The sequence below is a fragment of the Mobilicoccus sp. genome (assembly GCF_032060985.1).
In the GTDB taxonomy this organism is placed as follows: Bacteria; Actinomycetota; Actinomycetes; order Actinomycetales; family Dermatophilaceae; genus Mobilicoccus.
Genome location: NZ_DAMBGD010000003.1, coordinates 113240 through 125036, shown reverse-complemented (window position 1 = coordinate 125036; position 11797 = coordinate 113240). Strand labels below are relative to the sequence as shown.

11 protein-coding genes are annotated in these 11797 nt (G+C 73.2%); 9 read left to right on the top strand and 2 right to left on the bottom strand.

Features of this window, described 5'->3' with window-relative positions; genetic code table 11:
• Nucleotides 1–41 precede the first annotated feature (41 nt).
• Nucleotides 42–1961 carry a DUF349 domain-containing protein gene (locus tag RT054_RS03715; protein ID WP_313022202.1) on the bottom strand — a complete coding sequence of 640 codons (1920 nt, stop codon included), beginning with the start codon at nucleotides 1959–1961 and terminating at the stop codon, nucleotides 42–44.
• Between the two features lie 235 nt (nucleotides 1962–2196).
• Here RT054_RS03715 and RT054_RS03710 point away from each other — a divergent pair, with 235 nt between their 5' ends.
• Both RT054_RS03710 and hisS read left to right on the top strand, forming a co-directional pair.
• A complete protein-coding gene (locus RT054_RS03710) occupies nucleotides 2197–2895 on the top strand; it encodes an MBL fold metallo-hydrolase (protein ID WP_313022201.1) in 699 nt (232 codons plus the stop codon).
• Between the two features lie 92 nt (nucleotides 2896–2987).
• On the top strand, nucleotides 2988–4325 hold the full coding sequence (hisS, locus tag RT054_RS03705) for a histidine--tRNA ligase (protein WP_396837202.1): 1338 nt from the start codon (nucleotides 2988–2990) through the stop codon (nucleotides 4323–4325).
• A gap of 45 nt (nucleotides 4326–4370) precedes the next feature.
• Here hisS and RT054_RS03700 read toward each other — a convergent pair whose 3' ends face one another.
• The gene (locus RT054_RS03700) at nucleotides 4371–4901 is read right to left on the bottom strand and encodes a DUF1990 domain-containing protein (RefSeq protein ID WP_313022199.1); all 531 of its coding nucleotides are present in this window, start codon (nucleotides 4899–4901) and stop codon (nucleotides 4371–4373) included.
• A gap of 131 nt (nucleotides 4902–5032) precedes the next feature.
• Between RT054_RS03700 and RT054_RS03695 the strand changes: the two genes are divergently transcribed.
• The 7 genes from RT054_RS03695 to RT054_RS03665 all read left to right on the top strand — a co-directional run bounded on the left by RT054_RS03695 (nucleotide 5033) and on the right by RT054_RS03665 (nucleotide 11778).
• Nucleotides 5033–5659, top strand: coding sequence for a hypothetical protein (locus RT054_RS03695; protein WP_313022198.1), 627 nt, complete (start codon nucleotides 5033–5035; stop codon nucleotides 5657–5659).
• Nucleotides 5656–6681, top strand: coding sequence for a site-specific tyrosine recombinase XerD (locus tag RT054_RS03690; protein ID WP_313022197.1), 1026 nt, complete (start codon nucleotides 5656–5658; stop codon nucleotides 6679–6681). Before RT054_RS03695 ends, RT054_RS03690 begins: the two co-directional genes overlap by 4 nt.
• Before the next feature lie 419 nt (nucleotides 6682–7100).
• Complete coding sequence (locus tag RT054_RS03685) at nucleotides 7101–7916, top strand: ParA family protein (RefSeq protein ID WP_396837201.1); 816 nt, start codon at nucleotides 7101–7103, stop codon at nucleotides 7914–7916.
• The gene (locus tag RT054_RS03680) at nucleotides 7900–8841 is read left to right on the top strand and encodes a ScpA family protein (RefSeq protein WP_313022195.1); all 942 of its coding nucleotides are present in this window, start codon (nucleotides 7900–7902) and stop codon (nucleotides 8839–8841) included. The genes RT054_RS03685 and RT054_RS03680 overlap by 17 nt, the downstream gene beginning before the upstream one ends.
• Nucleotides 8838–9521: an SMC-Scp complex subunit ScpB gene (gene scpB, locus RT054_RS03675; protein ID WP_396837192.1), complete on the top strand. Its 684-nt coding sequence runs from the start codon at nucleotides 8838–8840 to the stop codon at nucleotides 9519–9521. The genes RT054_RS03680 and scpB overlap by 4 nt, the downstream gene beginning before the upstream one ends.
• A gap of 257 nt (nucleotides 9522–9778) precedes the next feature.
• Complete coding sequence (locus RT054_RS03670) at nucleotides 9779–10582, top strand: pseudouridine synthase (protein WP_312719589.1); 804 nt, start codon at nucleotides 9779–9781, stop codon at nucleotides 10580–10582.
• A gap of 107 nt (nucleotides 10583–10689) precedes the next feature.
• Nucleotides 10690–11778, top strand: coding sequence for a prephenate dehydrogenase (locus RT054_RS03665; RefSeq protein ID WP_313022302.1), 1089 nt, complete (start codon nucleotides 10690–10692; stop codon nucleotides 11776–11778).
• The last annotated feature ends 19 nt before the right edge of the window (nucleotides 11779–11797 follow it).

Genomic DNA, 11797 nt, shown 5'->3' with positions numbered 1-11797 from the left:
GGATATCGGGCCTGCGGTGGTCGGCCCGATCGACGCGTGCCTCAGTCGCCGAACTCCTCGAGCCCCGCGCGGGCCTGGGCGAGCCACGCCTCGCGGGCCTCGAGGGCCTCGCGAGCCTTGGCGATCTTGCGCTGATCCCCGCGGCTCTCGGCCGTGGCGAGGTCGTCGCGCAGGGTCTGCACGGACGCCTCGAGCTGGTCGACCATGCTGCGGGCGCGGGCCGCGACCTCGGGGTCGGTGCGCTTCCACTTGTGCTGCTCGGCGTCGCGCACGGACTGCTCGACCCTGCGCATGCCGTCCTCGATGCGCTTCATCGCCGAGCGCGGCACCTTGCCCGCGGCGTCCCACTTCTCCTGGATCGGGCGCAGGCGGGCCTTGGCGGCCTCGACGTCCTTGACCGGGAGGATCTTCTGGGCCTCCTCGAGCAGGGCCTCCTTGACCTTGAGGTTGGCCTCGAACTCGACGTTCTCGGCCGCGGTGACCTCGTCCTTGGCGTTGAAGAAGTGGTCCTGCGCGGCCTTGAAGCGCTTCCACAGGGCGTCGTCGTCGGAGCGGGCCGCGCGACCGGCCTGGCGCCAGTTGTCCATGAGCCGCTTGAAGGCACCGGCGGTGTGACCCCAGTCGGTGCTGTCCTTGAGGGCCTCGGCCTGGGCGACGAGTTCCTCCTTGCGGGCCTTGGCCTCGGACTGCTGCGAGCCCAACTGGGCGAAGTGCACCCGACGCATCTTGTCGAAGGAGTTGCGGGCGCTGGAGAGGCGGTGCCAGAGGGCCTGCTCGGTCTCGCGGTCGAGCTTGGGGCCGTTCTTCTGGGCCGACTTCCACTCGTCGAGAAGAGCCCGCATGCGGGTGCTGCTCGACTTCCACTGCACCTTGGCCTCGTCCTGGGCCGCGAGCGTCTCGGCCTCGGACACGATGGCTTCGCGCGTCCTGAGGGCCTCTTCGCGCGCGGCGGACCGTTCCTGGTTCTCGGTGTGGCGACGCACCTCGACGGCGGTCGCGATGTCCTCGATCCGGATGTGGAGCGCGGGGAAATCCCCGACCGCGCGCAGGTCGCCGACGGCTCCGCGCAGGCGCTTCAGGCCGTCCGCGCCCTCCTTGGCCGACAGGTCGGTCTGCGTGACCCGCTGGTGGAGGAGCTCGGCCAGCGCCGCGACCTCGTCGAACTTGCGGGCGAAGTAGGCGAGGGCCTCCTCGGCGGTGGCTCCGGGGTAGGAGCCGACCTCCCGTTCCTCCTGACCGATGCGCACGAACACCGTGCCGTCCTCGGCGACCCGACCGAACGCCGAGGGGTCGGTGGTGACGGGCGCGTGCACGGGAGCCACGGGGGTCGGGACGTCCCCGCGGGCTGCCGGTGCGGCCACGGCCGACGGCGCAGGGGCCACGGCGGCCGGCGTCGCCGCGGGTGTGGGCGCGGGTGTGGGCGTCGGCGCGGCCGGCGAGGCGTCGTCGGTCTCGCGCGTCGACTCCGCCACCTCGTCCCCCCGGGAGGGGCGGTCCGCGGAGGCGTTCTCGACATCGGTCTCGGACACACCGGAGTCGGCCTCGGCGCCGAAGGAGTCGGAGCGCGACGGGTCACGCTCGGAGGCGTTCTCGACGTCGGTCTCCGAGACCGAGGGCTCGGCATCGGCGGCGTCGTTCGGGGAACGCCGGAAGGGGATGCCCTCCGGGGTCGCCTCGCAGGCGTTCTCGACATCGGTCTCGGAGACGGAGTCGGACTCCGAGGGCGCCACGTCGTGGGTGGCCTCGGAGGCGTTCTCGACGTCGGCCTCGGAGGTGTTCTCGTCCTCCGATTCCTGGGTCGGGGTGCTCGCCTTCGCCTCGGTGGCTGCATCCGGTGCACCGGAGAGACGTTCCACGTCGACCTCGGTGACGGGAGCAGCGGTCTCGGCGGTCTCGGCGGCCTCGGCGGCCGGGTCGATCTCGGCGGTCGTCGGGTCGGTGGGGGGAGTGTGATCGGACACAGCGGGGGCCTTCGCGTCTGGACACCGACGACGAGGGGACGCCGCGCGGTTCGTTGGTGGAGCCGTCCCCGACCACGATACTGGCCGACCAGCGGATTCGGGCGTCGTGAGTCGTGACGGGTGGCCCGGAGCAGGGTGTTCCGTCGTGGTGGCACCTGCGCCGGCGTCCTCGCCTTCCGGCACGTGAGACGGTCGGTGTGCGCAGGGTGGACTGCTCGCCGTCTAGGCTGGGGGCGTGTTCCTCATCGGATTCCCCGCCGACATGCTCGCGACGAACTGTTTCCTGCTCGCCCGCGCGCCGGGTGAGGACTGTGTCGTCGTCGACCCGGGCGGCGGCATCGACGGTCGACTGAACGAGGCCCTGCGCACCCACCGCCTCACGCCCTCGGCGCTGCTCCTCACCCACGGTCACCTCGATCACGCGGCGTCGGTGCCGCAGCTCGCCGAGACCTACGACGTCCCGACGTACATCCACGTCGACGACGAGTACCGGCTCACCGACCCGATGGAGCAGCTCGGCCCGGAGTTCCGCGCGATGCTCGAGATGCAGTACGGCGACATCGCGTGGACGCGACCCGGCGACGTCGTCACCTACGGCGACGGTGACACGCTGTCCCTCGCGGGACTCGACCTCACCATCGCCCATGCCCCCGGCCATACCGAGGGGTCGGCGCTGTTCACCGTCGAGGACCTGCCCGACGCGATGCCGGAGGACTCCGGTCTCTCGCGCACGATCCTCGCGGGCGACGTGTTGTTCTCCGGGGGGATCGGCCGCACCGACCTCTACGGCGGCGACGACGCCGCGATGCAGGCCAGCCTGCGTGACGTCGTCCTGTCGATGCCCGACGACAGCCTCGTCCTCCCCGGCCACGGCCCGGCGACGACGATCGGCCGCGAACGCGCGACGAACCCCTTCCTCGCCCACCTCGCCTGAATCCACCGGCCTCGCGAACGCGTGGCCCGCGGGTGCCGCGTCCCACCGGCACCCCCCGTACGACAGGAACGACGTTGAGCCAGAACAAGATCATGCCCATGTCCGGGTTCCCCGAGTGGCTGCCCGAGCAGCGCGCCGTCGAGGCCCACTTCCTCGACGTCATCCGCACGACGTTCGAGCGGCACGGGTTCGTCGGCATCGAGACCCGCGCGGTCGAGCCGGTCGAGCGACTCCTCGGCAAGGGCGGTGACGCGGACAAGGAGATCTACGGCGTCTCCCGGCTCGCGGCCGACGCGGACGAGCGGGACGCGGAGACCGCGCTCGGCCTCCACTTCGACCTCACCGTGCCGTTCGCCAGGTACGTCCTCGAGAACTCCGGAAAGCTGCAGTTCCCCTTCCGCCGCTACCAGATCCAGAAGGTGTGGCGCGGGGAGCGGCCGCAGGACGGGCGCTTCCGCGAGTTCGTCCAGGCCGACATCGACATCGTCGACGCGGGCACGCTGCCCTTCCACTACGAGGTCGAGTTGCCGCTCGTCATCGCCGACGCGTTCGCGGCGCTGCCGATCGGGCCGTTCCGCATCCAGGTCAACAACCGCAAGATCCCCGAAGGCTTCTACCTCGGCCTCGGTCTCGCACCCGAGCAGGTCGCCCCGGTGTTGCGCATCGTCGACAAGCTCGACAAGGTCGGCCCGCAGGCGGTGACGGAGATGCTCGTCGAGGCCGGGCTCGACGCGGAACAGGCCGGGCTGTGCCTCGCCCTCGCCGAGATCAACGCGCCGGACTCCTCCTTCGCCGACCGGGTCCGGGCGCTCGGGATCTCCCACGAGGTGCTCGAGGAGGGCCTGCAGGCGTTGAGCGCGGTGATGGACGCCGCCGCCGAGCACGCCCCCGGGCTCCTGCTCGCCGACCTCAAGGTGGCCCGCGGACTCGACTACTACACGGGCACGGTGTACGAGACCCAGCTGGTCGGTGAGGAGTCCTACGGCTCGATCTGTTCCGGCGGGCGCTACGACGCCCTCGCGAGCGACGGACGGAACACCTACCCCGGCGTCGGGATCTCGATCGGGGTCTCCCGTCTGCTCGCCAAGCTCATGCCGACCCTCACCGCCACGCGCATGTCGCCGTCGGTCGTCCTCGTCGCCCTCGCGAACGAGGAGGAACGCCCCCGGTCGATGCGCATCGCCGCCGCGCTCCGCGAGCGTGGCATCGCGTGCGAGGTGGCGCCGAGCGCGGCGAAGTTCGGCAAGCAGATCAAGTTCGCCGACCGGCGCGGCATCCCGTTCGTGTGGTTCCCCGGGAGCCCGCGCGACGACGGCGCTCCGGAGCTCGACCAGGTCAAGGACATCCGCAGCGGGGAGCAGGTCGACGCCGATGCGGCCACCTGGACGCCGCCCGCCGAGGACCTGCGCATCGCGGTCACCGCGGTCTGAGACCCGTCGGCGCGTCCCGGCGGGGCCTCGCGCGATCGCTCGGCCTCAGCGGTCGAAGACGCGCAGATACCGGTCGGCCATCGCCGTCTGCAGCAGGCCGACGACGGGGGAGACGAGGCGGGCGACGGCAAGGGCCGGTCGGGAGATCGCGCTGACCGTCATGACGACCTGCCCCTGCGCATCCCGTTCGAGGAGGAACCGTTCCTCACCCTCCTCCGGGTGGCCCGGCAGGGTGCCGTAGGTGAACCCGACCCGGTCGCTCTCCTCGACGACCTCGACCACCCGACAGGGGATCCGCAGGCCGAGGCGACCGGGGCCGAGGCGCATCTCGACGTCCGTCCCCAGCCGTAGGGGGATGTCGGTCGCGCGGACGTCGAACCCGGACCGGGCCTGGACCTGCCAGCTCAACAGGTCCCTGCCGAGCGCGTCGAGGTCGTGGCGAGTCGAGGCCCGCGAGCGCTGCAGCCGGGTGAATCCCGGTGGGGTCGGGCCGTCGATCATCCCGGTCGGCGCGTAGGCGAGGGGCTGTGCGGCGAGGTGTCGTGCCCGCTCACCGGGGAGGTGGTCGATCGTCATCGCCCCAGCATCCCAGGGCGCCGCTCGTCGCCGGCGGGGTGTCGCTCCCGGCGTCGTCGCCGCGAGGCGAGACCGCCTCCGCGTCGCCGCCGCGCGGCGACCCGGGGGGCTGGTGTCACGATGGACCGGTGATGTACGCCCAGACCTCCGCCCGCCGCGCCCGCCAGATCACCGGAGACCTCGCGGTGCTCGTGTGGTGCGGGTTGTGGGTGTGGGCGGGGCGCACCGTCCACGGGCTCGTCCTTCAGCTCGCGGAGCCGGCGCGCGCGCTCCAGCGCACGGCGACCGACTTCGGAGCGGCGATGACCGAGGCCGGCACGACCGTCGGCGACATCCCGTTCGCCGGGGAGCAGCTGCGGGGGGCGTTCGGAAGGGTGGCGGGTGTCGTCGCCGAGGCGAGCGCGGCCGGGGCGCAGTTCGAGACCACCGTCGCGCGCCTCGCGCTCGCGCTCGCGCTCGTCACCGTCCTCGGTCCGTCGCTGGGGTTGGGGATCCCGTGGGTCGTGGGGCGCGTGCGGTTCGCCCGGAGGGCCACCGCGGCCCGCGCCCTCGTCGACTCCGAGGCCGACCTCGACCTCTTCGCGCTCCGCGCGTTGGCCAATCGGCCGCTCCCGCGGCTCACGGAGATCTCTCCCGACCCCGTCGAGGCATGGCGTCGCGGCGACTCCGAGGTGGTCCGGGCCCTCGCGGCACTGGAACTCCGCAGCATCGGGCTGCGCCCCGTCCACGGCCCCGACGGCGAGGTGCGCGCACGGTGAACGCGGGGCCGACGGGCACGTCGGCGTCAGCCGGGGTCCCCACGACCGGGGTGGCGGACCGGGCACTCCCCGCCCAGATCGCCGCCTGGCTCGCTCACCTGCGTATCGAACGGGGACTCGCCGAGAACACCCTCCGTGGTTACGCGCGGGATCTCGCCCGCTACGACGCGTTCCTCGCCGCCCGGGACGTCGCCGATGTCGCGGCGATCCGTCAGGGCGACGTCACGGATTTCGTCGCGACCCTGCGCGAGGGCGGCGACGGTCGGGCGGCGCTGTCGGCCTCCTCGACCGCCCGCACCCTCGCGGCGGTCCGGGGGCTCCACCGCTTCTGCCTCCTCGAGGGGACCGTGGGGGAGGACGTGGCCGCCGAGGTGTCCCCGCCGGCGACGCCGCGTCGGCTTCCCAAGGCGGTGACGCGGGACGAGGTCGAGCGTCTCCTCACCGCGGCGGCCGCCACACCCGGCCCGATCGGGTTGCGGGACGCCGCCCTCGTCGAGACGCTCTACGCGACCGGCGCACGCATCAGCGAGGTCGTCGGCCTCGTCGTCGACGACCTGCCCGACCTGTCCGACCCCGGGATCGGGCAGGTCGGTCGCGTCGTGCGCCTCACCGGCAAGGGGGACAAGCAGCGCCTCGTGCCCCTCGGGGGGTACGCCGCCCGCGCGCTCGCTGACTACCTCACCGCCGGTCGTCCGGCCCTGCTCGCGCATCGGTCCGCGACGCGTGGGGGGCGCGGGAGCGGGCACGAGGTGTTCCTCAACACCCGGGGCGGTGCGCTCTCGCGCCAGAGCGCGTGGGGCGTCGTCGCGGCGGCGGCGGAGCGCGCCGATCTCGCCGGGCGCATCGGCCCCCACACCCTGCGGCACTCCTTCGCGACCCATCTGCTCGACGGCGGGGCCGACGTCCGTGTCGTCCAGGATCTCCTCGGTCACGCCGACGTGACGACGACGCAGATCTACACCCTCGTCACCGCGGCCCACCTCCGCGAGACCTACGCGCTCGCCCACCCCCGGGCCCGCTGAGCGCGACGTCGGCGTGACCGAGGCCGCCACGCCCACGGGTTCCGTTGCCGCCCAGCGATGTCCGGTCGACGAGGCGCCGACGGGAGGCCCGGGCGTGTCATCGGCGCTGATAGGGTCGGGTCGGTATCGGTGCACGCTCGGCCCGTGCGCGGGTGCCGGCCGAAGTCCGCGACCCGAAGTGAGGACGAATGAGCGCGTTCGAGACGCAGCCTGCCGGCGACGTGCGTGAGGACGTCCGCGAGGAGACGCGCCCGCAGAGCGGCGCCGACGGCGACCACGACGGGTCGGCGCGGCTCGACGCCTTCGACGATCTGGACTCCGGCCGACAGACCTCGAGCCGCGAGGGTGTCGGCGGGGGAGGGCAGGAGCGGCTGCCCGGGACGGAGACCTCCGGTCACATCGGCGTCACCGGTCGTCCGATGCCGGAGTTCCCCGTGCCGCCGGTCCTCACCGAGCATGGACCGGCACGCGTCATCGCGATGTGCAACCAGAAGGGCGGCGTCGGCAAGACGACGACGACCATCAACCTCGGCGCCGCGCTCGCCGAACTGGGCCGCCGGGTGCTGCTCGTCGACTTCGACCCTCAGGGCGCCCTCTCGGTCGGTCTCGGCATCCGGGCGAACGACCTCGACCTCACCGTGTACAACCTGCTCGTCGAGCGGGGTCACGACGTGCGTGAGGTCATCCAGCACACGCGCACCCCCGACCTCGACCTGCTCCCCGCGAACATCGACCTGGCGGCCGCCGAGGTGCAGCTTGTCGGCGAGGTGGCCCGCGAGATGGTGCTCTCCCGCGTCCTGCGGCCGGTGATGGACGACTACGACGTCATCCTCATCGACTGCCAGCCCTCCCTCGGGCTGCTCACCGTCAACGCGCTCACCGCCGCGCACGGCGTCATCATCCCGCTCGAGTGCGAGTACTTCGCGATGCGTGGCGTCGCCCTGCTCGTCGAGACCATCGAGAAGGTGTGCGACCGGCTCAACCCGCGCCTCGAGGTCGACGGCATCCTCGCGACGATGTACGACGGCCGCACCCTGCACAGCCGCGAGGTCGTCGCGAGCGTCGTCGACCACTTCCAGGACCGGGTGTTCCACACGGTCATCAGCCGCACCGTCAAGTTCCCCGACGCCACGCTCGCCGCCGAGCCCATCACGAGCTACGCCCCCGGTCACCCCGCCGCCGAGTCCTACCGCCAACTGGCCCGGGAGCTCATCGCCCGTGGCGGCGCCGCCTGAGGTCGCGGCGGGGGAGAGCGACCTCGCCCCCGCCGGGCCGGGACCGGCCACGCCGGGGGGTGTGCTCACCCGCCGCGCCGCGCCGCAGCCGTTCGAGGTGCACCTCGACGTGTTCTCCGGGCCCTTCGAGTTGCTCCTCGGGCTCATCGGCAAGCATCGGCTCGACCTCACCGAGATCGCCCTCGCGCAGGTCACCGACGAGTTCATCGCCCACATCCGCGCCCAGCAGGCCGCCGACGTCGACTGGGACCTCTCGCAGGCGAGCGAGTTCCTCCTCGTCGCCGCGACGCTGCTCGACCTCAAGGCCGCCCGGCTCCTGCCCTCTCTCGACCCCGAGGAGGAGGACCTCGAGCTCATCGAGGCCCGCGATCTGCTGTTCGCCCGGCTCCTGCAGTACCGGGCGTTCAAGGACGTCGCCGGGTGGGCCGAGGAGCGGATGGCCGGGCCGGGGCGCATCGTCGCCCGGCAGGCGGAGATGGAGCCGCGTTTCGCCGCCCTGCTGCCCGAACCGGTCATCACGGCGACGCCCGAGCAACTCGCGATGATCGCCGCCGAGGTGCTCACCCGCACCCCACCGCAGGTCGGCGTCGCCCACCTGCACCAGCCGCTCGTGAGCGTGCGCGAACAGACGCGGTTCGTCGTCGACGTCCTGCGGCGTCGGCGACGGGCGACGTTCCGCGAGCTCGTCGCCGACGCCGACGCCACGCTCGTCGTCGTCGCCCGGTTCCTCGCGCTGCTCGACCTGTTCCGCGAGGCCGCCGTCGTCTTCGACCAGCCCGAGGCCCTCGGCGAGCTCACCGTCGAATGGATCGGCACCGACACCGGCGAGCTCGACGCCGGGTCCGACTTCGACGACCACGACGTCCCCGCGCCGACGGACCCGCCCGCCACACCCCGACTCCCTGCCACGACGGAGGACGCATGAGCGACCCCACCGCGACCGACGCGATGGCCGCCACCGACGCGATCGACGCCGCCGACGCGACCACGGCCGCCACCGATGAGGCGGAGCCGTCGAGGTCCGAGCCCGAGGAGATCGACCTCGAGGCGATGCCCGGGGGGGCTCGGTCGGCGATCGAGGCCGTGCTCATGGTCGTCGAGGAGCCGGTGACCCCCGAGGCGTTGGGCGCCGTGCTCGGGATCGAACCGACCGTCGCGTGGGCCCACCTCCACGACCTGGCCGACGAGTACGACCGGGACGGACGAGGGTTCAGCCTCCGCCGCACCGAGGCGGGGTGGCGCATCTACTCCCGGGCGGAGTACGCCCCGGTGGTCGAGCGTTTCGTCCTCGAGGGCCGACGGGCGACACTGTCCAAGGCGGCGTTGGAGACCCTCGCCGTCATCGCGTACCGTCAACCGGTCTCCCGCGCGCGGATCGCCGCGGTGCGGGGCGTGGGCGTCGACGGCGTGGTGCGCACCCTCATGACGCGGGGGCTCATCGACGAGGTCGGTACCGACACCGAACACGGTGCGGTGCTGTACGGCACGACGGAATACTTCCTCACCCGTCTCGGGCTCGGGTCGCTCGCGGAACTCCCTCCGCTCGCGCCGTACCTGCCCGAGGGGCACGAGGTGGACGAGATCGCCGAAAGGGGCGGCATATGACCGACGGAGGTCGGGGACGCGCGGGTGGCGGTCGAGACGGCGGCGGTCGCGGTGGCGATGGCGGTCGCGGCGGCGGTCGGGACGGGCGTCGCGGTGGGGCCGGTGGCCCGACGGGCAGCGGTCCCAGCGGATCGGGCAGGAGCGGCGCCGGCGCGCGACGCGGGGGATCCGGCGGCGCGGCCTCGGGCGGGAACCGGGGTGGTCGTTGGTCGCCGTCGGCGGGTCAGGTGCCGGGTGGACCGGACCGCGGGTTCGGCATGCGCCCACCCAAGGGTCGCGGCCGTGGTGGGAGTACGGGCGGTGGGGGGTCCTCGCCGAAGGTCGACGTCCACGACCCGAACGGGGTGCGGTTGCAGAAGCTCCTCGCCGCGGCCGGGGTGGGGTCGCGTCGCGCCTGCGAGATCATCATCGGCCAAGGTCGCGTCGAGGTCGACGGACAGGTCGTCACGGAACTCGGCGTGCGGATCGATCCGGCGACGCAGACCGTCCACGTCGACGGGGAGCGGATCCAACTCGACGCGGACAGAAGGTACTTCGCCCTCAACAAGCCGCTGGGGGTCGTCTCGACGATGCACGACGACCTCGGGCGTCCGAGCCTCGGGGACCTGCTCGAGCAGCGCACCGACCGACTGTTCCACGTCGGGCGACTCGACGCGGACACCGACGGGCTCCTCCTCCTCACCAACGACGGTGAACTCGCCAACCGGCTGCAGCACCCCTCGTACGGGGTCGCGAAGACCTACGTCGCGACGGTGCCCGGTCCGGTGAACCGCGACGTCGGCCGCATCCTCCGTGAGGGGGTCCAGCTCGAGGACGGACCCGTGGCGGTCGACTCGTTCCGTCTCGTCGACTCCGCCCCCGGCCGTGCGATCGTCGAGGTCGTCGTCCACGAGGGCCGCAAGCACATCGTGCGTCGGCTGCTCGAGGAGGTCGGTCACCCGGTCGAGACCCTCACCCGGGTGCAGGTCGGCCCCGTGGTCCTCGGCGACCTCAAGCCCGGCAAACTTCGGCCCCTCAACTCCCGAGAGGTCGCCGCGCTCTACAAGGCCGCCGGGCTGTGAACGGATCCAGGGACGACAGCGACGCCGGCGGCGCCGGAACGGGGTCGGCTGCCGGCAACGGACCGGTCGTCGGCCCCGGGCCGCGCGACGGCGACGGAGTGGGTGCCCTGAGCCCCGTGCGGATCGTCGGGACGGGACTCATCGGCACCAGCGTGGGTCTCGCCCTGCGAGCCCGGGGCGTGCGGGTGACGCTCGCCGATCCGTCGCCGACGGCCTGCGCCCTCGCCCGCGACCTCGGGGCGGGTGAGCTCGCCACCGACGCCGACCCGGAGCCCGCGGTCGTCGTCGCCGCGGCGCCGCCGGACGTCGTCGGCTCCGTCGTCGCCGCGGAGCTGGCCGCGCACCCGACCGCCGTCGTCACCGACGTCGCCTCGGTGAAGGCCGCGATCCTCGCCGAGCTCGTCGCCGGCGGGGCGGACGTCTCCCGCTACGTCGGCTCCCATCCCATGGCCGGGCGCGAGCGCAGCGGGGCGATCTCGGGGCGACCGGACCTGTTCGAGGGTCGCCCCTGGGTCGTCGTGCCCCACGAGGACAGTGCCGTGAACGCCGTGGAGACGGTGACCGCGCTCGCGCTCGCCACCGGGGGCGCCCCGGTCCGGATGCCGGCGGAGGAGCACGATGCCGCCGTCGCGGCCGTGTCCCACGTGCCCCAGGTGGCGGCGAGCCTCGTGGCGGCCCGGCTGCGGGATCTGCCCACCGAGGCCGTGGGGCTCTCGGGGCAGGGCGTGCGGGACGTCACCCGGATCGCGGCGAGCGACCCCGCGCTGTGGACCCAGATCCTCGTCGGCAACGCCGGTGCCGTCTCCTCGGTGCTACGGGACGTCCTCGTCGCGCTCGGTGATGTCGTCGAGGCGCTCGACGTCCTGCGCGACGACCCCGACGCCGACGCTCCGGGAGCACGCTCGACCCTCGCGGCGATGTTGGCGGACGGCAACGCCGGTCATGCCCGCATCCCCGGCAAGCACGGCGCCGCGCCCTCGCTGTTCACGACCGTCACCGTCCTCATCCCGGACACGCCCGGGATGCTGGGACGGGTGTTCGCCGACGTCGGCGCCGAGGGCGTCAACATCGAGGACGTGCGGATCGAGCACGCCCTCGGACGCCCCGTGGGTGTCGCCCACCTCCTCGTCGCCCCCGCCGACGCCGACCCCCTGCGCGCCGGACTGCTCGCCCGCGGCTGGAACGTCACGGAGTGAGTTCGCCCGACCCGCACCC

Excerpts from the sequence above, each read along its gene's own strand:
- hisS (WP_396837202.1), top strand. The coding sequence starts at position 2,988 with ATGCCCATGTCCGGGTTCCCCGAGTGGCTGCCCGAGCAGCGCGCCGTC.
- RT054_RS03700 (WP_313022199.1), bottom strand. The coding sequence starts at position 4,901 with ATGACGATCGACCACCTCCCCGGTGAGCGGGCACGACACCTCGCCGCA.
- RT054_RS03695 (WP_313022198.1), top strand. The coding sequence starts at position 5,033 with ATGTACGCCCAGACCTCCGCCCGCCGCGCCCGCCAGATCACCGGAGAC.
- RT054_RS03685 (WP_396837201.1), top strand. The coding sequence starts at position 7,101 with ATGCCGGAGTTCCCCGTGCCGCCGGTCCTCACCGAGCATGGACCGGCA.
- scpB (WP_396837192.1), top strand. The coding sequence starts at position 8,838 with ATGAGCGACCCCACCGCGACCGACGCGATGGCCGCCACCGACGCGATC.
- RT054_RS03670 (WP_312719589.1), top strand. The coding sequence starts at position 9,779 with ATGCGCCCACCCAAGGGTCGCGGCCGTGGTGGGAGTACGGGCGGTGGG.